This is a genomic window from Neorhizobium sp. T6_25 (genome assembly GCF_002968555.1).
Taxonomy (GTDB): domain Bacteria; phylum Pseudomonadota; class Alphaproteobacteria; order Rhizobiales; family Rhizobiaceae; genus Neorhizobium.
In genome coordinates, this window is record NZ_PVBL01000010.1 from 72,651 (window position 1) to 96,871 (window position 24,221).

The 24,221-nt window shown below is 62.6% G+C and carries 16 protein-coding genes; 8 read left to right on the forward strand and 8 right to left on the reverse strand.

All coding sequences use genetic code 11. The features are described from left to right. Positions 1-2: 2 nt before the first annotated feature. Genes holA through leuS form a run of 3 tightly spaced genes read right to left on the reverse strand, consistent with a single transcriptional unit; the run spans position 3 to position 4,211 of the window. Positions 3-1,034 carry a DNA polymerase III subunit delta gene (gene holA / locus C5L10_RS15785; protein WP_105430458.1) on the reverse strand — a complete coding sequence of 344 codons (1,032 nt, stop codon included), beginning with the start codon at positions 1,032-1,034 and terminating at the stop codon, positions 3-5. Beyond that, positions 1,022-1,591: a hypothetical protein gene (locus C5L10_RS15790; protein ID WP_105430459.1), complete on the reverse strand. Its 570-nt coding sequence runs from the start codon at positions 1,589-1,591 to the stop codon at positions 1,022-1,024. The genes holA and C5L10_RS15790 overlap by 13 nt, the downstream gene beginning before the upstream one ends. Next, entirely contained in the window at positions 1,581-4,211 is a 2,631-nt protein-coding gene (gene leuS, locus C5L10_RS15795; protein WP_105430460.1) for a leucine--tRNA ligase, read from the reverse strand. Before leuS ends, C5L10_RS15790 begins: the two co-directional genes overlap by 11 nt. Positions 4,212-4,388: 177 nt before the next feature. Here leuS and C5L10_RS15800 point away from each other — a divergent pair, with 177 nt between their 5' ends. After that, entirely contained in the window at positions 4,389-5,048 is a 660-nt protein-coding gene (locus tag C5L10_RS15800; RefSeq protein ID WP_105430461.1) for a YggS family pyridoxal phosphate-dependent enzyme, read from the forward strand. A 106-nt stretch (positions 5,049-5,154) separates the two neighbouring features. After that, positions 5,155-7,086, forward strand: a complete 1,932-nt coding sequence (locus tag C5L10_RS15805) for a propionyl-CoA synthetase (protein WP_105430462.1) — start codon at positions 5,155-5,157, stop codon at positions 7,084-7,086. A gap of 56 nt (positions 7,087-7,142) precedes the next feature. Here C5L10_RS15805 and C5L10_RS15810 read toward each other — a convergent pair whose 3' ends face one another. Continuing rightward, the gene (locus tag C5L10_RS15810) at positions 7,143-7,859 is read right to left on the reverse strand and encodes a DUF1013 domain-containing protein (RefSeq protein ID WP_046606648.1); all 717 of its coding nucleotides are present in this window, start codon (positions 7,857-7,859) and stop codon (positions 7,143-7,145) included. A gap of 239 nt (positions 7,860-8,098) precedes the next feature. Between C5L10_RS15810 and acs the strand changes: the two genes are divergently transcribed. Next, a complete protein-coding gene (gene acs / locus C5L10_RS15815; RefSeq protein WP_105430463.1) occupies positions 8,099-10,051 on the forward strand; it encodes an acetate--CoA ligase in 1,953 nt (650 codons plus the stop codon). A gap of 37 nt (positions 10,052-10,088) precedes the next feature. On the opposite strand, the gene C5L10_RS15820 is transcribed toward acs, so the two are convergent. Together C5L10_RS15820 and C5L10_RS15825 are read right to left on the reverse strand one after the other, a co-directional pair. After that, positions 10,089-10,535 (reverse strand): thermonuclease family protein, encoded by a 447-nt coding sequence (locus C5L10_RS15820; RefSeq protein WP_105430464.1) that lies wholly within the window; start codon positions 10,533-10,535, stop codon positions 10,089-10,091. A gap of 49 nt (positions 10,536-10,584) precedes the next feature. Beyond that, entirely contained in the window at positions 10,585-10,803 is a 219-nt protein-coding gene (locus C5L10_RS15825) for a DUF1674 domain-containing protein (protein ID WP_105430465.1), read from the reverse strand. A 123-nt stretch (positions 10,804-10,926) separates the two neighbouring features. On the opposite strand from C5L10_RS15825, the gene htpX reads away from it, so the two are divergent. From htpX to purH, 4 genes are all read left to right on the forward strand, one after another. Next, complete coding sequence (gene htpX, locus C5L10_RS15830) at positions 10,927-11,889, forward strand: zinc metalloprotease HtpX (RefSeq protein ID WP_105430546.1); 963 nt, start codon at positions 10,927-10,929, stop codon at positions 11,887-11,889. Continuing rightward, positions 11,880-13,298 carry an RsmB/NOP family class I SAM-dependent RNA methyltransferase gene (locus C5L10_RS15835; protein WP_105430466.1) on the forward strand — a complete coding sequence of 473 codons (1,419 nt, stop codon included), beginning with the start codon at positions 11,880-11,882 and terminating at the stop codon, positions 13,296-13,298. Before htpX ends, C5L10_RS15835 begins: the two co-directional genes overlap by 10 nt. 100 nt (positions 13,299-13,398) lie before the next feature. Then, positions 13,399-15,081 carry a heparinase II/III family protein gene (locus C5L10_RS15840; protein ID WP_105430547.1) on the forward strand — a complete coding sequence of 561 codons (1,683 nt, stop codon included), beginning with the start codon at positions 13,399-13,401 and terminating at the stop codon, positions 15,079-15,081. Positions 15,082-15,167: 86 nt separating this feature from the next. Beyond that, positions 15,168-16,784, forward strand: coding sequence for a bifunctional phosphoribosylaminoimidazolecarboxamide formyltransferase/IMP cyclohydrolase (gene purH / locus C5L10_RS15845; protein ID WP_105430467.1), 1,617 nt, complete (start codon positions 15,168-15,170; stop codon positions 16,782-16,784). Between the two features lie 203 nt (positions 16,785-16,987). Here the strand turns inward: purH and C5L10_RS15850 are convergent, their stop codons facing one another. Together C5L10_RS15850 and C5L10_RS15855 are read right to left on the reverse strand one after the other, a co-directional pair. Beyond that, the gene (locus C5L10_RS15850) at positions 16,988-18,370 is read right to left on the reverse strand and encodes an MFS transporter (protein WP_105430468.1); all 1,383 of its coding nucleotides are present in this window, start codon (positions 18,368-18,370) and stop codon (positions 16,988-16,990) included. 34 nt (positions 18,371-18,404) lie between these two features. After that, positions 18,405-23,171: an NAD-glutamate dehydrogenase gene (locus C5L10_RS15855; RefSeq protein ID WP_105430469.1), complete on the reverse strand. Its 4,767-nt coding sequence runs from the start codon at positions 23,169-23,171 to the stop codon at positions 18,405-18,407. A 175-nt stretch (positions 23,172-23,346) separates the two neighbouring features. Between C5L10_RS15855 and pdxY the strand changes: the two genes are divergently transcribed. Further along, positions 23,347-24,219 (forward strand): pyridoxal kinase PdxY, encoded by an 873-nt coding sequence (gene pdxY, locus C5L10_RS15860; protein WP_105430470.1) that lies wholly within the window; start codon positions 23,347-23,349, stop codon positions 24,217-24,219. The last annotated feature ends 2 nt before the right edge of the window (positions 24,220-24,221 follow it).

The following is a 24,221-nucleotide window of genomic DNA, read 5'->3' on the forward strand; positions in this document are numbered from 1 at the left end:
ATTCAACGACTTGATTGAATAGCGGTTGCCATCAACGTGTGGAACGCGATATTGGGTTCCAGGCTCTGCCTCTGTCGTGACATCAGAATTGCAGCCTGCAATCTTTCCGTTTCACGGGCGAGCGCCGGCGAACTCCAGGTTCTCAGCGCTTTTTCGATGATCGGTTTCCGCTTGAAATGAACATGCCTGCCGAGCGTCATCATGACCTGGGAGGTCTGGAGTTTCTTCTCCTCCATCTCCGCCCTCATCAGATCCAGCAGCTGGAATTGTTTCAGGCAGGATTGCAGGACGAGAAAGACCGGTGTCTTCGATGAGACGATCTTCTGGATGGCGCGGTGCAGAGCGGGCAAATCGCCGCTGAGGATTGCGTCGACGGCCTCATCGGCTGAAACTGCGCTCGCGTCCCCGATGATTTCATCGATCTGCGCCTCTTCGACCATACCCGTGCCACGGCAGTAAAGCGCGAGTTTGCGGATTTCGTTCCGGGAGGCCACGCGGTCTCCCCCAAGCAGCTCCAAGAGCCTCTGGCGGGCGCCAGGGCTGATCCTGAGGCCTTCGCTCCCTAATTCCGAATCAATGAGGCTGTTCAAAGCCTTGATATCGTCCGCGTAGCAGGGGATGACGGCGATGGATCGGGAGGGCTCGGCGATCTTGCGCAGCCCGCTCCCTTTCTTGAGGTCGCCGGCCTCTACAATCAGGATGTTGGCCGGGGCCGGGCCATCAGCCAAAATCTGTATTGCGTCCAGGAGCGGCTTTTCGTTGGCAGCGCCACGCAGCCAGACGAGCTTCGAGCCGCCGAAAAGGCCCATAGAGTTCACTTCATCGAGAAGCCGCCCCGGGTCGCCCTGCAGGTCCGAAACGTCGAGCTTGAGCATCGCAAACGGATCATCCTGGGAGATGCCCGTCTTGCCCGCGATCAATGCCGCCCGTTCGGAAACAAGGCCACGATCCGGGCCGTAGATCACGAAAATCTTGTAGAGTTCCGCACTCTTATCGGCAAACCGATCAAATTCGTGGGATTTTACTTCTGCCATACCGTCTGCGGCTGAGGTTCGCGCGAAAGCGCAATCGCGATCTCGGCGCGGATGAACTCGGCAAGTTCCCGTGCGGCGCGGTTTTCGGCGTCGCGGATAGCGCGCAGGCCTGCATAGCCCTGGCCTGAAATGTCGATGAGCGCAACGACCTGACGTTTGCCGGACTTCAGCACCTGCCCGTCGCTGATGCGGCTAATCGTGTAGGTGCCTTCCACCTGAACGCGGCCGGGGACCGGTACGCCGGTCGGAGACACGCTGTCGTCGTCCTCGTCGTCCTCGTCGTCAATGATGGTCGAGGCCGTGCTCTTGGTTACCAGCTTCACGTCGTAGGCAGGACGGGTGGACTCGCCGGCACCGCCGGAGGTCAGGAAGACCAGATGGTTGCGGACAACCTGGTCGAGGCGGGTGTGGGGTTGCTCAAAGCCGACGGATGCAAGGCGTTCGCCCGTGCCGGAAGCCTCGGAATAAAGCGGGCGAACTTGGCAGCCGGCGAGCACCGTCAGCATTACCAGGCTGGATGCGAACCCAAAACGACGAAGAGAGCGGTCAAACGACAATGTTTACGATCCTCTGTGGAACGACGATTACTTTCTTCGGCGCCCGGCCTTCAAGTGCCGCTTTGACCGCATCCAGCGCCAGAACCGCAGCTTCGACCGCACTTTGATCCGCGTCGCGTGCGATTGTCAATTCGCCGCGCTTCTTGCCGTTGATTTGGACCGGCAGTGTGACCTCGTTCTCGACGACCAGGGTTTCGTCATATCGCGGCCAGGCAGCCAGGGAGAGTAGTTGCTTGTTGCCGAGGACCGCCCAGCACTCTTCAGCCAGATGTGGCGTCATGGGGGCTACAAGCTGGATCAGGATCTCCGACGCGTTGCGTACGGCGCCACGATAGGCCGCATCGCCCTCGCCGCCAGCGACCCGGGCGAGCGGCGCTGCAAGTGCGTTCACGAGTTCATGGATGCGTGCGACGGCCTTGTTGAAGGAGAGTTTGTCGTAATCGCCCTGAACCGCCTTCAGCGTCTTGTGGGCGAGCTGCGAGATCGCCAGCGCTTCGCCGTCCTTCGCCGGCACCGGATCGACGCCAGCCAAGTTTTCGGAGGCTTCCGAAATCAGGCGCCACAGGCGCTGGGTGAAGCGATGAGCGCCTTCGACGCCGGCTTCCGACCAGATGACGTCACGGTCCGGCGGAGAGTCGGAAAGGACGAAGAAGCGTGCGGTATCGGCACCGTAGGAGGCGATGATATCGTCCGGATCCACAACATTCTTCTTCGACTTCGACATCTTCTCGATCGAGCCGATGGTGACTTCTTCGCCACCCTTAAGCATGGTGGCGCGGCGTTTGCCGTCCACTTCCTCGATGCGAATGTCGGCCGGGGCCACCCATTCACCGTTGGGGCCGGTGCCACGGCGATAGGTTTCGTGCACGACCATGCCTTGCGTGAAGAGGCCCTTAAAGGGCTCCTTGACCTCGACATGGCCGGTCTCGCGCATGGCGCGGGTGAAAAAACGGGAATAGAGCAGGTGCAGGATCGCGTGCTCGATGCCGCCGATATACTGGTCGACCGGAAGCCACCGATTGGCGACGGCCGGATCGGTCGGATCCTTTTCCCAGGGCGCAGTAAAGCGGGTGAAATACCAGCTCGAATCGACGAACGTATCCATCGTGTCCGTCTCGCGGCGGGCTTGCTTGCCGCATTGCGGGCAGGCGACATGGCGCCAGGTCGGATGGCGGTCGAGCGGGTTGCCCGGCAGGTCGAAGGTGACGTCGTCCGGCAGCTTGACCGGCAGGTCCGCTTTCGGCACCGGCACGACGCCGCAATCATCGCAATGGATGACCGGAATCGGGCAACCCCAGTAGCGCTGGCGCGAGATCCCCCAGTCGCGCAGGCGGAAATTCACCTTGCGTTCGCCCTGCGGCATGTTGCCGACGATCGTTTCCGACAGGCGGCTGGCCACGATCTCGAAGGCTTCCTCGGTCGTCTTGCCGTCGAGGAAACGCGAATTGATCATCACGCCGTCATCGACGTAAGCGGTGTCGCCGACCTCGAAGGTTGCGGCATCGCCGTCCTTCGGCATGACGACCGGTACGACGGGCAGACCGTATTTGCGGGCGAAATCCAGGTCGCGCTGGTCACCGGACGGGCAGCCGAAGATGGCGCCTGTACCATAATCCATCAGCACGAAGTTCGCGACATAAACCGGCAGCTCCCAGGAGGGGTCAAGCGGGTGCCTAACCCGGACGCCGGTGTCGATGCCCTTCTTCTCGGCCGTTTCCAGCGCTGCGAGCGAGGTTCCGTGGTGGCGGCATTCCTCAGCGAAGGCTTCGATAGCCGGATTCTGTGCAGCTGCGGCCTTGGCCAGCGGATGGTCGGCTGCGATGGCCAGGAACGAGGCACCGAACAGCGTGTCGGGACGGGTCGTGTAGACCACGACTTCGCTTTCGCCAGCGGGTGCCGTCGAACTCACGATTTCCCAGCGAACCGTCAAGCCCTCGGACCGGCCGATCCAGTTCTTCTGCATTAGCCGGACCTTTTCAGGCCACTGGTCGAGGGTATCGAGCGAGTCGAGGAGATCCTGGCTGAAATCGGTGATCTTGAAGAACCACTGCACCAGGTCGCGCTGCTCCACCAGCGCACCCGAGCGCCAGCCGCGGCCGTCGATAACCTGCTCGTTGGCCAGAACTGTCTGGTCGACAGGGTCCCAATTGACCTTGGACTGCTTACGGTAGACCAGACCCTTTTCCATCATGTCGAGGAAGAGGTGCTGCTGCTGCTGGTAATATTCCACATCGCAGGTGGCGAATTCGCGTGACCAGTCGAGCGACAGGCCCATGGCCTTCAACTGCGCCTTCATGGATTCGATGTTCTGGTAGGTCCAGGTCTTGGGATGCACCTTGTTGTCACGGGCGGCGTTTTCAGCCGGCATGCCGAAAGCGTCCCAGCCCATGGGGTGCAGGACATTGAAGCCGCGGGCGCGCTTGTAGCGGGCTACCACATCGCCCATGGCATAGTTGCGCACATGGCCCATGTGGATGCGGCCCGACGGATAGGGAAACATCTCCAGAACGTAATATTTTTCGCGCGGATCGCTGTTGTCGGTCTCGAAAACCTTGGCATCGTTCCAGGTCTGCTGCCAACGGGGCTCGGCATCGCGCGGATTATAACGTTCAGTCGCCATTTCAATGATATTCCGGGAAAACAGGATCAAGAGTCGGGCCAGACCTTCACCATGAAACCCTGCAAGCGTCAAGTTTTACAGCGGCGGGAAAGGCCAAGTTCAGGGCGAAACACCCTTGGCACAGCCTTATATGAGGGCTAAGCGCTGAGCTTGCAAGAAAAGCGGAAGGCATGGGTCATGAGCGTCGAAGAACGGCTGCAGGATGTGAAGGCACGGATCGGGAAGGTGGAGCGCCTGTCGAAGCGACCTGCAGGGTCGGTGACGCTCGTGGCGGTTTCGAAGACGTTCGACGTGCAGGACATTCGACCGGTGATATCAGCCGGGCAACGGATATTCGGTGAAAACCGCGTGCAGGAAAGCCAGGGCAAGTGGCCGGAACTGAAGGCCGAGGCGCCTGATATCGAACTGCATCTGATCGGGCCGCTGCAATCCAACAAGGCCGCCGACGCGGTGGCGCTGTTCGATGTCATCGAGACGGTGGACCGGGAAAAGATCGCCCGCGCGCTTGCCGACGAGATCAACAAGCAGGGCAAGGCGCCAAAGCTCTATGTGCAGGTCAACACCGGGCTGGAGCCGCAGAAGGCGGGGATCGAGCCGAAGCAGACCGTTGCCTTCGTGGAGCTTTGCCGCAAGGAGCTCGGGCTTTCGATCGAGGGGCTGATGTGCATTCCGCCGGCCGAGGAAAATCCGGGGCCGCATTTTGCGCTGCTTGCCAAGCTCGCCCGGGAATGCGGCGTCGAAAAGCTCTCCATGGGCATGTCCGGCGATTTCGAGACGGCCGTCGAATTCGGGGCGACCAGCGTTCGGGTCGGCTCGGCCATCTTCGGCTCACGCTGAAAACAGGCTTTCGCCAGGCACCTAGCGCTTTCGTCGGGCTTTCCCGCACCTCGCCCGCACCCTAGATTGACCATTCCGGGCTGTACTCATGTGACGGGAGGTGCAGATGCAAAGCCGCTATTTCGACATCTATGAAGGCTGGCAAAAGGATCCGGAAGGGTTCTGGAGAGGTGCGTCCGCTGCCATCGACTGGTTCAAGGAACCGGACAGGATCTTCGACAAGGACGAAGGGGTCTACGGACGCTGGTTCACCGGCGGCGAGACCAATACCTGCCATAACTGCCTCGATCGGCATGTGGCGGCCGGACGGGGCGGCCAGCGCGCCTTCATACACGACAGCGCCATGACGGGAAAGCAGAAGAGCTTCACCTATGCCGAGGTGCTCGACAAGGTGAAGGCGATCGCAGCGGTTATGGGTGATCTCGGCATAGGAAAGGGCGACCGTGTCGTCATCTACATGCCGATGGTGCCGGAAGCGATCTTCTCGATGCTTGCCTGTGCCCGGCTGGGAGCGGTGCATTCGGTGGTGTTCGGCGGTTTTGCGGCGCAGGAGCTGGCGGCGCGGCTGAACGATTCGGAAGCGAAACTGGTGATCAGCGCGAGCTGCGGCCTCGAACCCGGCCGCACCGTCGCCTACAAGCCGCTGCTCGACCAGGCGATCGAGCTCGCCTGCGTAAAACCCGAGCATTGCCTCATCCTGCAGCGCGAGCAGTTCCGGGCGGAACTGCGGCCGGAGCGTGGAGAGCTGGATTTCGCCGAGGCCGTCGAAAAGGCGCGGGGCAGGGATGTGCCGTGCGTACCGGTCAAGGCCACCGATCCGCTCTACATCCTCTATACGTCCGGGACGACCGGCCAGCCGAAGGGCGTCGTGCGCGACAATGGCGGGCATATGGTGGCGCTGCATTGGAGCATGGAGAACATCTTTGGCGTCAAGCCGGGGGAGGTGTTCTGGACGGCATCCGATATCGGCTGGGTCGTCGGTCATTCCTATATCGTCTACGGACCGCTGTTGACCGGCAATACAAGCGTGATCTTCGAGGGCAAGCCGGTCGGCACGCCGGATGCCGGCACGTTCTGGCGGGTCGTCAGCGATCACGACGTGAAAGTGCTGTTCACGGCGCCGACGGCTTTTCGGGCGATCCGCCGCGACGATCCGGAGGGCGACCTGGTTGGAAAATACGATCTGACTGGCATGCGCGCCCTGTTCCTTGCCGGCGAGCGGGCCGATTCGGAAACGCTGAAATGGGCCGAGCAGAAGCTGAAGATCCCGGTGATCGATCACTGGTGGCAGACGGAGACGGGCTGGCCTGTCGCCGCCAACACCGTCGGGCTCGGTCTGATGCCGGTCAAGCACGGTTCGCCGACGCGGCCGATGCCCGGTTATGCGCTCGACGTGCTGGACGATGCCGGCCATCCGGTGCCGCGCGGCACGCTCGGCAATATCGTTATAAAATTGCCGCTGCCGCCCGGCTGTCTGGTCAGCTTCTGGAATGCCGACCAGCGGTTCCGCGAAGCATGCCTCGACGAGTTCCCGGGCTACTACAAGACGGCCGATGCCGGGGTGATGGACGAAGAGGGTTATATCTTCGTGATGGCGCGCACCGACGACATCATCAACTGCGCCGGCCATCGGCTTTCGACCGGGGCGATGGAGGAAGTCTGCGCCAAACATCCGGACGTCGCCGAATGCGCGGTGATCGGCGTCCACGATGCGACGAAGGGGCAGATCCCCTGCGGCTTCATGGTGCTGAAGAACCATGTTTCACGGGAAACTGCTGATATCGCAAGAGAAGTCGCCGAACTCGTGCGCAACGAGATCGGCCCGGTTGCGGCCTTCAAGACGGTGATGGTGGTTCACAAGCTGCCGAAGACCCGGTCGGGCAAGATATTGCGCGGCACGATGCAGAAGATTGCCGACGACATGCCGTGGAAAATGCCGGCGACGATCGAGGATGCAACGGTGCTGGACGAGATCACCGCAATCCTGAAGGCGAACGGTTACGCCCGCGAGGGCAGCGGCCTGAAACAGAGCGCCTGAACGAAAAAAGCCCCGGATCGTCTCCGGGGCTTTTTGATGCAATCGAAATGGTTCGATCAGAAGCGCTCGTCTTCCTCGTCGTCGTCGCGACGGGTGGACTTGAGCGACGAGAGCTTGGCGAAAACGGCGTCCGCGTCGATCTCCTTTTCCTTCTCTTCCTCGCGCTCGTTGCGATAGCTGAAGCCGAGGTTCTCGGTTTCAGCCGCCGGCTGCAGGGAAGCGCCAAGTTCGGCGGCGGTCGGCAGAGGACGGCCCTTGGAAGCGCGTTCGACTTCGAGGTCGAGATCGATCTGGCTGCAGAGGCCGAGCGTCACCGGATCCATCGGCGTCAGGTTGGTCGAGTTCCAGTGGGTGCGCTCGCGGATTTGCTCGATCGTCGACTTAGTGGTGCCGACGAGGCGGGAAATCTGTGCGTCCTTGAGTTCCGGATGGTTGCGAACCAGCCAGAGAATGGCGTTCGGGCGATCCTGGCGCTTGGAGACCGGCGTGTAGCGCGGGCCGCGGCGCTTTGATTCAGGCACGCGAACCTTCGGCTCGGACAGCTTCAGCTTGTGATTGATGTCCTTTTCGCCGCGTTCGATTTCATCGCGCGAAAGCTGGCCGGTGGCGATCGGGTCGAGGCCCTTGATGCCCTGCGCCGCTTCGCCATCCGCAATCGCCTTCACCTCAAGCGGGTGGAGCTTGCAGAAATTGGCGATCTGCTCGAAGGAAAGCGCGGTATTGTCGACCAGCCATACAGCGGTCGCCTTCGGCATGAGCAATTGTTGAGCCATGGGTATAGGTCCTCTGTCCGTCCGCGCCGGTGTCGCGGGCCGTGGGTATCAACCACAATTTCCGGGAATTTACCGCCCTATAATCGAATTGGGACAGAATTGCAAATCTTTGAAGCGAGATCGTTGCACCGAGATGAACCGTTTGTCTAATTGCCGCCCTTGCCTCACCTGTTATGAATGCGGCACAAACCGCTGACGGCTCGATGCGTCGTCGTGCGTGCCAATTCAGGGAGGTGTTCATGTCGGAAAAAGTCTACCCGGTCCTCAAGTCTGCCAAAGCGAAGGCGCTCATCGACAAGGATAAATACGAAAAGTGGTACGAGGAGAGCGTTGAGGACCCGGACAAGTTCTGGGGCAAGCATGGAAAGCGCATCGACTGGTTCAAGCCCTATACCAAGGTCAAGAACACCTCCTTCAAGGGCAAGGTCTCGATCAAGTGGTTCGAAGACGGCCTGACCAACGTTTCCTACAACTGCATCGACCGCCACCTGAAGACCCATGGAGAGCGCACCGCGCTGATCTGGGAAGGCGACAATCCCTATATCGACAAGAAGATAACCTATAACCAGCTCTACGATCAGGTCTGCCGGCTGGCCAACGTCTTGAAGAAACACGGCGTCAAGAAGGGCGACCGCGTCACCATCTACATGCCGATGATCCCAGAAGCGGCCTATGCGATGCTCGCCTGCGCCCGTATCGGCGCGGTGCATTCGGTCGTGTTCGGCGGGTTCTCGCCGGAAGCGCTGGCCGGCCGCATCATCGACTGCCAGTCCACCTTCGTGATCACCTGCGACGAGGGCGTGCGCGGCGGCAAGCCGGTGCCGCTCAAGGACAATACCGATACGGCGATCCATATCGCCGCCCGCCAGCACGTGATCGTCAACAAGGTCGTGGTGGTGCGCCGTACCGGCGGCAAGACCGGCTGGGCGCCCGGCCGCGACCTCTGGTATCACCAGGAAATCGCCACCGTGAAGGAGCATTGCGAACCGGTGAAAATGAAGGCGGAAGATCCGCTGTTCATCCTTTACACATCAGGTTCGACCGGCAAGCCGAAAGGCGTGCTGCACACGACCGGCGGTTACCTCGTCTTCGCGGCGATGACCCACGAATATACGTTCGACTACCATGACGGCGACATCTACTGGTGCACGGCGGATGTGGGCTGGGTGACCGGCCATTCCTACATCGTCTACGGCCCGCTGGCGAACTGCGCCACCTCGCTGATGTTCGAAGGTGTGCCGAACTTCCCGGACCAGGGCCGTTTCTGGGAAATCATCGACAAGCACAAGGTCAACATTTTCTACACCGCTCCGACGGCGATCCGCTCGCTGATGGGGGCCGGCGACGAATTCGTGAAACGCTCCTCACGCGAAAGCCTGCGCCTGCTCGGCACAGTCGGCGAGCCGATCAATCCGGAAGCCTGGGAATGGTATTACAACGTGGTCGGCGACAAACGCTGCCCGGTGGTCGATACCTGGTGGCAGACGGAAACCGGCGGCCACATGATCACGCCGCTTCCGGGCGCCACCGACCTGAAGCCGGGATCGGCGACCAAGCCGTTCTTCGGCGTGAAGCCGGAACTGGTCGACAACGAGGGCAAGGTGCTGGAAGGCGCGGCCGACGGCAATCTCTGCATCGCGGACAGCTGGCCGGGCATGATGCGCACGCTCTACGGCGACCACGACCGCTTCATCCAGGCCTATTTCTCGACCTACAAGGGCAAATATTTCACCGGTGACGGCTGCCGGCGCGACGAGGACGGTTATTACTGGATCACCGGCCGCGTCGACGACGTGCTGAACGTTTCCGGCCACCGTCTCGGCACGGCGGAAGTGGAGTCGGCACTCGTCTCGCACCATCTGGTGTCGGAGGCCGCTGTCGTCGGTTATCCGCACAATATCAAGGGGCAGGGCATCTATTGCTACGTGACCCTGATGTCCGGCCACGAAGGCGGCGATGCGCTGCGTCAGGAACTGGTGAAGCACGTCCGCCAGGAGATCGGCCCGATCGCGGCACCGGACAAGATCCAGTTCGCACCCGGCCTGCCAAAAACCCGCTCCGGCAAGATCATGCGCCGCATCCTGCGCAAGATCGCAGAGGACGACTTCGGCGCGCTCGGGGATATCTCGACGCTTGCCGATCCCGGAGTGGTCGACGACCTGATCGCCAACCGCCAGAACAAGGCGGGCTGATCGAACCCAAAGACCGCTCGGGAAACCGGGCGGCCTTTCATTCCGTGTCGCAGGCCTGCCGCGGCTTGCGGCCGCCGTCATATGTCTGCACGAGGCCCGCGAGCAACAGGTCGCCGCCGGCGCTGCGGCCATCGGAGAGCACCACGTCTGCGACGATGCGGCCGAAATATTTGTCGCCGGAAATATGGGTGAGCTGAATTTTGCGTGATTGGGCGGTCAGCGCTTCGAGCGCACGTTGGGCGCCAAGGCCCGCCTCACGAAGCCGCTCGCATTTCGATTTCAGCTCCGGCGCATCGATGCCCCGAATACGCACATAAACTTCCATCTTCTGCTGCGGCCAAGGCTGGGCTTCGACCAGCAGCGTATCGCCGTCGATGACCCGCAGGATCTCCGCCGCGACCGGCCCGGAGATCTCGTCACGCGCTTCCGCTTCGGTGGCGAACACCGCAGCGATGCCAGTGAGAATCAGAAGCGACTTGATCATGGAAAGGAATAAATTCCAATCTATTAGCAAAGTCAATAGGAATATTTACTTAGAAATCGATCGCCCGGCCGTTGATCTCCCAGTCGCCGAAGCGTGCGGGGTCGGCGCCGCCTCGGCCGCCGAATTCTTGCGGCGTTTCGGCCTTGGCGGCCGCCTGGCGGCGTTCCTCGGCTTCCTTGAGCGCGCGCTCGGCGGCTGGGGAAAGCTGCTTCTTGGGCGCACCTTCTTCCGGTACGATTTCGGAATTGTCGTTATCTGCGCTTTGCATCGTGGGCTTCGCCGGGTGGATTATTGAAAATTCTGGTTGAATTGACCACATCATAAGGTGTTCGCGCCCAGTGGAAAACCCTTTAACCGCCCTGGGACGATATCGGCAACGGGAGAGATGACGATGAATGTAATGCGCACCGCCATGCTTCTGGCCTTCATGACGGCCCTCTTCATGGGGATCGGCTTCCTGATCGGCGGCACGGGCGGCATGATGATCGCGTTGGTGATCGCTGCCGGGATGAACCTGTTTTCCTACTGGAATTCCGACAAGATGGTGCTTTCGGCCTACCATGCGCAGGAGGTCGATGCGCGCAGCGCACCGGAATTCTACAACATGATCCGCGACCTTTCGGCCAATGCCGGCCTGCCGATGCCGAAGGTCTATGTCTACGACAATCCGCAGCCGAACGCCTTTGCGACCGGCCGCAACCCGCAGAACGCCGCGGTCGCGGCTTCCACCGGGCTGATGCAGCGGCTGACGCATGAGGAAGTGGCGGGCGTGATGGCGCATGAGCTCGCGCATATCCAGAACCGCGATACGCTGACGATGACGATCACCGCGACGCTTGCCGGCGCGATCTCGATGCTCGGCAATTTCGCCTTCTTCTTCGGCGGCAACCGCGAAAACAACAATCCGCTCGGTTTCATCGGCGTGCTGGTGGCGATGATCGTCGCCCCGTTCGCCGCGATGCTGGTGCAGATGGCGATCAGCCGGACGCGCGAATATTCGGCCGACCGGCGCGGCGCCGAAATCTGCGGCAATCCGCTGTGGCTCGCCTCGGCACTCGGGAAGATCGCCGGCGCTGCGCATCAGATCCCGAACTACGAAGCCGAGCGCAATCCGGCAACGGCGCATATGTTCATCATCAACCCGTTGTCGGGCGAGCGCATGGACAACCTGTTCTCGACCCACCCGGATACCGGGAACCGTATCGCCGCGCTCCAGCAGATGGCCGGGGAGTTCGGTAGTGGTGCCTCGACGGCCGGGTTCCAGGCTGATAGACCGCAGCGCACCGCGCGCTCCGTTCCGAATACCGGTTGGGGCCGCGGCTCGGATGAACCGCGCAAAGGTCCCTGGTCTTGAACGAAGCCAAGAAGAACAAGAAGCCTTACAAGCCAGCAGGCAAACCTGCGGAACAGCGCAGGAAACCGGCTCACTCGGAGAAGGAAAGCGGTCCCTTCAAGGCAGGTCTCGAGGTTCGGGTCACGGCCGCAAAGCTTCTGGCGGCCGTCGTCGACCGTAAGATTTCGCTCGACGGCATGCTCGACCTCGTCCATGGCAATCCGGCCTATAGGGCGCTCAGCGATGCCGATCGGGCGTTGACGCGCGCCATCCTCAATACTGCACTTCGTCATCTGCCGCGCATCGAGGCGGCGATCGCTTCGCTGATCGACACGCCGCTGCCCGAAGGCGCTCGGGCACTTCACCACGTGCTGGTGATTGCTGCCGCGCAGATCCTGCATCTCGACGTGCCGCCGCATGCGGCCGTCGACCTTGCGGTCGAGCAGGCCAATCGCGACCCGCGCAACCGCCGCTTTGCCAAGCTCGTAAATGCGGTGCTGCGCCGGCTGGACCGGGAAAAGGACGAGATACTCACCGCGACCGCCACCATCTCCCCGGTGCCGGCCTGGTTCCGCAAGCGGCTGGTCGCCCTCTACGGCGAGGCGGAGGCGGATCGTATCGCCGAAGCGCAGCTTGTTCCGGCGGCCATCGACCTGACGGTCAAATCCGATCCCGCAGCCTGGGCCGAAAAGCTCGGCGGCACGGTTCTGCCGACCGGCAGCATTCGCCTCGCGGCCTTCGATGGCGCGGTTTCCGCGCTCGAAGGGTTCGATGAAGGTGTCTGGTGGGTGCAGGATGTCGCCGCCAGCATTCCCGCAAAGCTGTTCGGCGACCTGAAGGGCAAGAAGGTCGCCGACCTCTGCGCCGCCCCCGGCGGCAAGACGGCGCAGCTGATCGCGGCTGGTGCCGAGGTGATCGCCGTCGAGCAATCCGTCAACCGGCTGGCACGGCTGAAAGAAAACCTCGGTCGGCTCGGTTACGAGGCGGAACTGGTCAGCGGCGACCTTTTCGATTTCAAGCCGGCAGAACTGCTGGATGGCGTGCTGCTCGATGCGCCCTGTTCCTCGACCGGCACGACGCGCCGGCATCCGGATGTGTTCTGGACCAAGGGACCGGAGGATGTGACGAAGCTCGCGGCTCTGCAGGAAAAGATGCTGCGGCACGCCGTCACGCTGGTGAAATCGGGCGGCATTATCGTTTTCTCCAATTGCTCGCTCGATTCGCTGGAGGGGGAAGAACTGGTCGTGCGCGTGCTCAAGGACCATCCCGAATTGAAACGCGTGGCCGTCAACCCTGAGGACTGGCCGGGGCTGGAAGGGGCGATCTCGCCGCTCGGCGAATTCCGCACCACGCCGGCCATGCTGCCCGCCAGCGAAAATTTTGTTGGTGGCATGGATGGCTTCTTCGCGAGCGTCCTTCAGGTGCGGTAAGGGTTTCTTCACCATACGGACTGATACTTTCGAACAATCTAATAGTTGATTCCCGCTGGCGGGGCGGAGGCTGATTCCTGCGGAGTATTCCAGATTGAAGATGCGGCTCGCGGATCGCCGAAGGCTGATGTCCTTCGGCTTGCGGGAAATCTGGCGGCGCCTTTGCCGGCGTTCCGCGGGATTCCGCCTGGCCGCGACTTCGTTTTCCATGCAGGTGCCGGATCGGCTGATCGTCGCGCCGACTGATCTGAGGGCGCTCGATCCGTTCGTGGCGGAGGAAATCCTGGAAGGCCGGTTCCCGCTCGCCGGGCGGATTCTCGAAACCTACGGTCAATCGCCGTTCTCCGTCGAGCTGCCGTCGCGGGCGGCAGCAGAGCGGCTGCATTCCTTCGCCTGGCTCCGCCATGTCCGCACCAACAAGACGGAAGCCGCCTGTGCTAGCGCCCGACAGGTGGTCGCTGACTGGATCGCGCTTTATGGCCGACGCCCGCAGGGCATTGCCTGGGAAGCGCATGTCGCAGCGGAGCGGGTGATCGCCTGGCTTTCGCATTCCACCGTCGTGCTGCAGGGCGCAGAAGCCGGTTTCTACCGGCGTTTCATGAAAAGCCTCGCCTATCAGGTCCGGTATCTCAGAAAGATAGCCGGCTGCACGCCGGAGGGCGATACGCGGCTGCGGCTCAGGATCGCGCTTGCCATGGCCTCGATCTCGATGCCGACGCGGGCCGCCTATATCCGGCGCGAGGGCGGGCGGCTGGATCGGGAGCTCGAACGCCAGATCCTTGCCGATGGCGGGCATGTATCGCGCAATCCGCGGGCGGTGCTCGACCTGCTGATCGATCTCCTGCCGCTTCGCCAGACCTATATCAATCTCGGCCACGACCTGCCGCAGAAGCTCATCCCGACGATCGATCGCATGTATCCGGCGCTCCGCTTCTTTCGCCATCAGGATGGCGATCTGGCGCTGTTCAACGGCGCGAGCTCGACGCCCGCGAGCGAGCTGATGTCGGTGCTGCGTTACGACGAAACGGCCGGCAAGCCGTTCAAGGCGCTGCCGCACATGAACTATCATCGCCTCTCGGCGGACGGCACGACGCTGATCGTCGATACCGGCCGCCCGCTCTCTCCCGGGCTTTCCCGTGGGGCGCATGCGGGCTGCCTGTCCTTCGAGATGTCGGCCGGCCGGCACCGCTTCATCGTCAATTGCGGCTCGCCGAAATATGCGGGGCGAAACTACCGGCACATGGCACGCTCGACGCCCGCCCACTCGACGGTGACCCTCAACGAAACGTCGTCCAGCCGCATCATCCGGTCCCGGTTCGCAGGCTCCATGCTGCTCGGCGGCGTGTCGGAAGTGGAGGTGGAGCGCTGGGACGACTTGCACGGCAATGACTGGCTGCGGGCCAGCCACGACGGCTACGTCCACCAGTTCGGTTATTTCCACGAACGCGAGATCGGCCTCAATGTGAAGGGCAACAAGATCAAGGGCCACGATAGGCTCTTCCTGCCGGAGGGCGAGGTGGCCGAAAGCGGGCCGTTCCTGGCGGTGGCGCGTTTCCACATCCATCCGGTCATCACGCTGTCGCGCCGGGACGAGGAGAGCGTCAGCATGCGTGCGCCGGATGGCGAGACCTGGATCTTTGCGGCACCGGGGCTGCAGGTGATGATCGACGAGGACATCTTCTTTGCCGACGTCTCCGGCGTGCGGCCGAGCCAGCAGCTCGTCATCGAGTTTTCTCCGCCGGAGACTTCGGAAATACGCTGGATGCTGAGACGCGGCGAATAGGCCGTTTCTTCTTCCGCCAAGCTGTGCTAACGGGCGGCCATCTTACCTTCGCGCCGGGTTCCGCGGCGCCTTTCCAGGAGAGACCGATGGCCGTCGTTTCCAAGAAGATCCCCGCTCCCGACCGCATCAGGATCCGCACCGCGCTGCTCTCGGTCTCCGACAAGACCGGTATCATCGAGCTTGCCAAAGCCCTCACTGAACGCGGTGTGAAGCTGCTGTCGACCGGCGGTACGCACAAGGCGATCGCTGCCGCGGGCCTTGCCGTGACCGACGTGTCGGAAGTCACCGGTTTTCCGGAAATCATGGACGGGCGGGTGAAGACGCTGCACCCGACCGTGCATGGCGGCCTGCTGGCGATCCGCGACGATGCGGAACACGTCGCGGCGATGAAGGAACACGATATCGAAGGCATCGATCTTGCCGTCATCAACCTTTACCCGTTTGAGGAAGTGCGCGCCGCCGGCGGCGACTACCCGACGACGGTCGAGAATATCGATATCGGCGGCCCGGCGATGATCCGCGCGTCCGCCAAGAACCATGCCTATGTGACCACCGTCACCGATCCTTCCGACTACCCGGCGCTGATCGAGGCGCTGCGCTCGAATGACGGGCAGACCGTCTATGCCTTCCGCCAGAAGCTCGCCGCCAAGGCCTATGCCCGCACGGCGGCCTATGACACGGCGATCTCGAACTGGTTTGCGGAAGCGCTCGACATTGAAATCCCGCGCTACCGGACGATCGGCGGCGTGCTGAAGGAAGAGATGCGCTATGGCGAGAACCCGCACCAGAGCGCCGGCTTCTACGTGACCGGCGAAAACCGTCCGGGCGTGGCGACCGCAAAACTGCTTCAGGGCAAGCAGCTTTCCTACAACAATATCAACGACACCGACGGCGCCTTCGAGTTGATCGCCGAATTCTCGCCGGAAAAGGCTCCGGCCTGCGCGATCATCAAGCATGCGAACCCCTGCGGCGTCGCAACCGGCCCGAGCCTCAAGGAAGCCTATCTGCGGGCACTCGCCTGCGATTCCACCTCGGCCTTCGGCGGCATCATCGCGGTCAACCAGCTTCTGGATGCGGAGACGGCCGAAGAGATCGTCAAGCTGTTTACGGAAGTGATCATTGCGCCTGCGGTTTCCGACGAGGCCCAGGCGATCATCGCGGCCAAGAAGAACCTGCGCCTGCTGGTGACCGGCGGCCTGCCGGACCCGCGCTCGCGCGGCCTGACGGCGAAGACCGTTTCGGGCGGCCTGCTGGTCCAGACCCGCGACAACGGCATGGTCGAAGACATCGACCTGCGCATCGTCACCAAGCGCGCGCCGACGCCGACCGAACTCGAAGACATGAAGTTCGCTTTCAAGGTCGCCAAGCACGTGAAGTCGAATGCGGTCGTCTACGCCAAGAACGGCCAGACGGCCGGCATCGGAGCCGGCCAGATGAGCCGCATCGATTCCGCCCGCATTGCCGGCATCAAGGCGGAAGAGGCGGCCAGGGCCATGGGTTGGGTCGAGCCGATGACCAAGGGTTCCGCGGTGGCCTCGGAAGCCTTCTTCCCCTTCGCCGACGGTCTGCTTTCGGCCATCGCGGCCGGGGCCACGGCGGTCATCCAGCCGGGCGGTTCCATGCGCGACGACGAGGTGATCGCCGCTGCCGACGAGCATGGCGTGGCGATGGTCTTTACCGGGATGCGGCATTTTCGGCATTGATGTTGCTGGACGTCATGCTCTGAGGGTGTGGCGTGGATCCTCGGGTCAAGCCCGAGGATGACGGCTGTAAGGGTTTCAAAGGCTGCCCAAAGAGACGTTTGATGAACCGCTAGGTTTCTTGCTTTGACCTGGCAATCCCACGCGCTCCGTCATCCTCGGGCTCGACCCGAGGATCCACCTCCCAGCGGAATAGCTATCCGTCTCTACTTCCTGCTCGCCGGATAGGGCGTCGCAAGCAGCAGCAGCAGCCCCGCCACGAGGAAGATCAGCAGCGTTGCCATGCCGAGCCGGGCGGAGCCGCTGGCATAGGTCATGAGCGAGAAGAACAGCGTCGCGAGGAAGCTCGTCGCCCGGCCGGACAGCGCATAGATGCCGAAATATCGGCCGGTCTCCGAAAGACTGACGCTGCGGGCAAGGTAGGATCGCGACGAGGCCTGGACGGGGCCGAAGGCGATGCCGATCAGCAATCCGAACAGGATATAGGCTTTTTCCGCAGCGGTGCCGAACAGGCCGCCGCTGTCCTCTCCCGAGAGCGGCAGAAGGCCGAAGAAGACGAAGCCCGGGCCGGTGGAAATGATGCCGAGGGTAGCGATCACCAGCAATACCAGGCTGATGATCACGACGATCTTCGAGCCGAGCAGGCGGTCGAGCCAGCCGGCGACGATGCAGCCGAAGATCGCAACGACATTCAGGATGATGCCGTAAATGCCGATCTCGATCGTCGCCCAGCCGAACATCCCGGCCGCAAACGTGCCGCCGAGGATCAGCAGGCCGTTGACGCCGTCCTGGTAGAGCATGCGGGCGAGCAGGAATTTCGCGATGCCGGTGCGCTGCCTCAGGTCCCGTAGCGTGCCGCCAAGTTCCCTTATGCCGGAGCGGACCGCCGCGCCGAGCGGCAGGCCCTTCACGGCGTCCGGCGTGAAGAAGAACATCGGCAGGATGAACAGGAAATACCAGAGGGCGGAGATAGGACCGGTAATGCGGGCGTCCTCGCCGAGATGCGGATCGAGGCCGAAAAGCGGGGGGATGCCGATCAGCGTTTTGCCGGTTTCAGGATTGGCTGCGAGCAGCACCACGACGGCGATCAGCACGATCATGCCGCCAAGATAACCGAGCCCCCATGCGACGTTGGAAATGCGGCCGACATCCGCCTTGGAGACCAGCCGCGGCATCATCGAATCGTTGAAGACGGTCGAGAACTCCGCGGCGATCGACGCGAAGATCATGAAGATCATCGGCCAGATGATCGGCGAACCGGGCGCTGCGAACCAGAGGGCCGAGACACAGGCGATCTTGATCATCGCAAAAAAGGCGATCCAGGGTTTGCGGGGGCCGGCCTGGTCGGCGATTGAGCCGAGGATGGGGGAGAAGACGGCGATGACCAGCGACGAGACTGTCGCCATGTTGCTCCACGCCGCCTGCGCCGAGACGGGGTCCTCGCTCAGCCGGGAAACGAAATAGGGGCCGAAGATGAAGGTGGTGACGACGGTGAAGAACGGCTGGGCCGCCCAATCGAAGAACATCCAGCCCCAGATGCCGCGCCGGCTCGTTTTTGCCGGCGCTTCGTCCACATCAGTAACGGCCATTTTTCCCCCGGATCAGCCAGTTCGGTCCGTTGTCCTACATCGCCCGACCATGCGCAAGATCGCTCAGGAGACCGGCTGCGACGGTGATCTTCGGAAGCGTCAACTCGCCGCTTTCGCTCAAGGTCACCAGTTCGGCACCAATGCGGTTCACCCGCACCCGGTCGCCGCCGACCCAGGCTTCCAACGGCTTCTTCTCCTTCGGATGGGCGGTCAGCGCGGCGATGACGATATCGCGGCGGGCCGAGGCGAGCTGCTGCAGGCTGCGGGAGAGCGCCAGGCTCTCGTAATGTTCCGAGGTGCTGATGCGGTCGCCCGCACCGATCAGCTGATTGACCCGGAAGGTTTCGGTGACGGCGAAATAGCTCTCGGTGGCGCGCGCCATCGTCTCGCCGGTGCGGTCGGCGATCAGCATGATCTCCGGCACCAGGACCAGCGTCGACAGCAACAGGATTTCACGGGCAAGCGACGCCGGAATGCCCTGCGCTTCGAGTTCCGCAGCGCGTGCCGCGGTTTCCACGAAATCTCCGCCTGATAGCGACGAGCGCAGCCCCTTAATCGCTGCCTTGAGGCGGCTCATCGCGCCGTCCACGTCGCCGGTGCCGACCTGCGTCTGCAGGATGAGGCGGGTTGCTTCTGCAAAGGTCTCGGTGGTGCGGGCATAGAGATCGTTCTGCAGCTGGCCGGGAATTTTTCCGTCCAGCGCATCGATCTCGGCCCAGAGCTTGGGAAGTTCGAAACCGTCGCGGGCAAGGAAGGCGGCCTTGACGACATTCGCCGCCGTGGCGCCGGTCATGTCGCTCATCTGCTGCACGAAACCGGGGCCGCCGCGGTTGATCGCTTCGTTGGCGAGCGCGGTGGCGACGATTTCGCGGTGCAGGCGGTGGGACTGGATGTCCGCCGCATAAGCCTTCTGCATCTTTGCCGGGAAATAGGCCTTCAGGACGGCCGAGAAATACGGATCGTCGGGCAGACTGCTTTCGATCAGGGCGTCGAACAGTACGATCTTCGAATAGGAGAGAAGCACGCCGATCTCCGGCCGGGTCAACGGCCTGCCGGAGGAATAACGTTCGGCGAGTTCCGCGTCGTCGGGCAGGGTTTCGACCTTGCGGTTGAGCTGGCCATGCGATTCCATCACCGACATCAGCCTCGAAAGCTCCTCGCGGTTGCCGGTGCCCTTGCGTTCCGTCAGCGAGATCGACAGCGGCTGCAGGTAGTTGTTGCGCAGCACGAGATGGCCGACTTCCTCGGTCATCGAGGCGAGAAGCTGGTTGCGCTTGTCGCGGGTCAGGCGGCCCTCCTGCATGGCCGGGTTGAGGGCGATCTTGATGTTGACCTCGACGTCGGAGGAATTGACGCCGGCCGAATTGTCGATCGCGTCGGAATTGCAGCGACCGCCGTTCAGTGAATAGGCGATGCGGCCCTTCTGGGTCATGCCGAGATTGGCGCCCTCGCCGACGACGCTGGCGCGCACTTCCACCGCGGTGATGCGGATGGGATCATTGGCACGGTCGCCGACTTCCGTGTCGGACTCGGAGGCAGCCTTGATATAGGTGCCGATGCCGCCGAACCAGAGAAGGTCGACGGGGCTCTTCAGGATCGCGGTCATGATCTCGAAGGGCGTCGCCGTCGTCTTGTCGATACCGATTGCGGCAGCGGCCTGCCTGGTGAGCTTTACAGACTTCTCCGAGCGGGAAATGACCATTGCCCCTTCGGAAAGGGTCGACTTGTCGTAATCCTGCCAGCTCGAACGGGGCAGGGCGAACATGCGCTCGCGCTCGGTGAAGGACTTTTCGATATCCGGGTCCGGATCGATGACGATATCGCGATGGTCGAAGGCCGCGATGAGGCGGATCTTGCGCGACAGCAGCATACCGTTGCCGAAGACGTCGCCGGACATGTCGCCGACGCCGGCGACCGTGAACGGCGTCGTCTGGATGTCGATGTCCTTTTCGCGGAAATGCCGTTTCACGGCCTCCCAGGCGCCGCGGGCGGTGATGCCCATCTTCTTGTGGTCGTAACCGGCCGAGCCGCCGGAGGCGAAGGCGTCGTCGAGCCAGAAGCCGGCTTCCTGCGCCAGGCCGTTGGCGGTGTCGGAGAAGGTCGCCGTACCCTTGTCGGCGGCAACCACGAAATACGGGTCGTCGCCATCGATGCGGATCGTGTCCGGCGGCCCGACAATGTCGGCGCCGACGATGTTGTCGGTGATCGACAGGAGCGTGCGGATGAAAGTCTTGTAGGCGTCCTTGCCGGCATTGAAGAACGCGTCGCGGGAGCTCGCGGGGGGCAGCATCTTCGGGAAGAAGCCGCCCTTGGCGCCGACCGGCACGATCACGGCGTTCTTGACCTGCTGCGCCTTCACGAGGCCGAGGATTTCCGTCCGATAGTCCTCGCCGCGGTCCGACCAGCGCAAGCCGCCGCGCGCAACCTTGCCGAAGCGCAGATGCACGCCTTCGACCTCGGTGCCGTAGACGAATATTTCACGGAAGGGCCGGGGTTCCGGCAGGCCGTCGAGCAGTTTCGGATCGAGCTTGAAGGCGAACATCCGGTTCGGTGCGCCATTGGCGTCGCGCTGGAAATAGTTGGTCCTGAGCGTGGCATCGACCGCATTGACGAAACGGCGAAGCGTGCGGTCCTCGTCGAGATTGGGCACGTTGCCGAGGGCGTCTTCGATTTCGGCGTGATGGTCGGTGAGTTTCTTGATGCGGGCCTTCTCAGTGATCTTCGGGTCGAAGCCGTCGCGGAAGAGGCGGAAGATGGCGGCGGATATGGCCGGGTATTTCACCAGCGTATCGGCGATATAGGCTTGCGAATAAACGATGCCGGTCTGGCGCAGATAACGGGAATAGGCGCGCAGCACCGTGACTTCGCGGGCCGACAGGCCAGCCAGCAGAACCAGCCGGTTGAAGGCGTCGTTGTCGATCAGGCCTTCGAAGGCCGAGAGAAAGGCCTCTTCCAGAGCCAGGCCTTCGCGGGACAGGTCGACCTCGCGCCCGTCGCCGAGCTGCAGTTCCATGTCGTGGAGGACGATCAGCTTGCGGTCGTTTTCCGGCCCGACCTCGATCTCGAACGTCTGCTCGCTGACGGCGTGGAAGCCAAGGTTTTCGAGAAGCGGCACGCGGCGGGAGAGCGACAGGTGCCGGTCCTTGTGGAAGATCTTCAGCGACACCGTGTTGGCGGCGTCGCCGGGGCGGCGATAGAAGGCGATGCGGATCGTTTCGCCGGCGGCGCAGGCGGCGATGTCCGGCAGGTCGGCGAAGGTTTCCTCGGGCGAGAAGGCTTCCTGGAAGGCCTGGCTAACGGAGAGCCGCGGCCCCTTCTCCGCAAGCGCTGCAAAGCGGTCCTCCCAGGGGGTGGCGATGAGCCGGATCGCTTCCTCGAGCTTGCCCTGCGCGATTCTCGGGGTCTTGCCGCCGCGTCGGCCGATGATCATGTGGACGCGGGCGACGCCGCCTTCCGGGAAAGCCGGGTAATAGGCGGAGACGTGGCCGTCATAGACCTTGGTCAGGTAGTCGCCGACTTTCTCGCGGACCAGGGAATTGTAGTCCTCGCGAGGCACATAGACGATCACCGAGACGAAACGGTCAAAATGGTCAATGCGCGGCAGGACCCGGACGCGCGGACGCTCGCTCAGTTCCATGATCTGCTCGCAGAAGCGGGCCAGCAGATCGGCATCGATCTGGAAGAGGTCGTCACGCGGATAGGATTCGAGCGTGTTTTCCAGCATGCGGCCGGAATGGCTGTCGGGGTCGAAGCCGAACTGCTCCTCCACCCGGCCGGTCTTGGCGCGCAGGAGAGGGATGTCGCGCACGGAGTGGGTATAGGCGGTTGCCGTGAAAAGACCGACGACACGCAGCTCGCCGACCACTTCGCCCTTTTCGTCGAAGCGTTTGACGCCGACATAATCCATATAGGCGCGGCGGTGCACCACCGATTTCACATTGGCTTTGGTGACGATCAGGAAATCGGGGCCGTCGAGGAACTCGAGGATTTCCGGCGTGGTCGTTACCGCGTCCTTGCCTTGGCGCAGCACCAGCACATCCGGATCGGAGAGGATGCCGAGACCGCGGCCCTTGCCGCGTTCGACCTTGGCCTCCGTGCCCTTGCCGGAATAGACGTATTCGCGCATGCCGAGGAAGGTGAAGTTGTCGTCGCGAAGCCAGTCCAGGAAGGCGAGCGCCTCGTCGCGATCGGCCTTGCGGCGGCTTGTCGAATTGCTGAGCTGCTTGGCTGCGCCGTCGAGGACTTCCAGCATGGAGCCCCAGTCGGTGATCGACAGGTGAACCTGATCAAGAATGTAGCGGATGCGCTCGGTGAGCGAAGCGGCCTGTTCCTCGTTGAGCGGCGAAAGATGGATCTGGATGAGGCTCACATGATGAGCCGGGTCGCTGGGCTGTTCGTTTGAACGGAGAGCCGGTTCCTTGCCCGGCTCAACGACCAGGATCGGATGAACCGCCATGCTGAGGTCGCGGTGGGTGGCAGTCACCTCGCCCATGACCGAGTCGAACAGGAAGGGCATGTTGCGGTCGACGACGGTCAGCACCGAGACCGGAATACCGTCCGGCTCGACACCGGCGATCGGTTCCACCGTGATGTCGGCCCGGATCCGCGTCCAGGCCATCAGCCGCTCAGCTGCATGTTTGGCGGAAAGCGCCAGCATTTCCGGCGTAAAGCTTTCGAGGTCGTCAGTGCTGGCCCGGGCGAACAGGATGAGCGGGTCGAGATGCGGCCCCTTGCTCGCGGCAACGATCTTGCGCGCGCTTTCGATCTGTTTTTCCCGTTTCGGATTCTGCCTGACGGCCATGTCCCTCTCCCCTTTTTCCGTCCCCGGACGGAATAAATTAGATGTGTGTCATCGTGCAGCAACGTGGCTGATCCATGTCCGTCGGCACTACACGTTTCATTGTTCCGTGAAGGCTTGTTGACATGCGGCGACGAAGAAACGATCAACAGGGCCATCGTAGCCGGAAAGCAGTCTCATGCAGGATACCAGCAGTGCCGTCCTCGTCATCTCCAGCCATGTCGTGCGCGGCTCGGTCGGCAATCGCGCCACCGTCTTCGCGCTCGAGACGCTGGGATTTCCCGTCTGGGCAATGCCGACCGTCGTCCTCCCCTGGCATCCCGGTCATGGGCCTTCTACACGGCTGACCTTTCCCGAATCAGATTTCGACAAGGCTATAGACGATCTTATTCGTGCGCCATGGCTGGGAGAAGTGAAGGCGGTGTTGACCGGTTATTTCGGCAATGCCGCCCAGCCGCGTTCGGTGGCGCGGCTGATCAGGGCGCTGAAGGAGAAGAATCCCGGCCTTCTCTATGTCTGCGATCCCGTCATGGGCGATCTCGGCGGGCTCTATATTCCGCAGCCGACGGCGGAAGCGATCCGCGACGAACTCATTCCGCTTGCAACGATCGCCACCCCGAACCGCTACGAACTCGCTTGGCTTTCCGGCGCACCGCTCGAAACCAACAACGATATCATGGATGCCGCAATCGCGCTCGGGCCGCCGCGCATCCTGGTGACCTCGGCGGTGCCGATGATGGCGGGCGGTACCGGCAATCTTTATCTGACTGGCAAACATGCGCTGCTTGCCGAACACCGGCTGATCGACAATCCGCCGAACGGGCTCGGCGACCTTCTGGGAGCGCTCTTCCTCGGGCGCATCCTGGCCGGCATGGAGGAGGAAAAGGCGCTGCAGCTGGCAACCGCGAGCGTTTTCGAAGTCCTTGCGCGCACGGCCAAGCGCGGCGGCGACGAGCTGACGCTGGAGACGGACGCGTCGAGCCTTTCCACGCCGATGGCGATGGTTCAGATGCGCCGCCTCGTGCATCCCTTGCAGCGGATCAAGCGCTAATC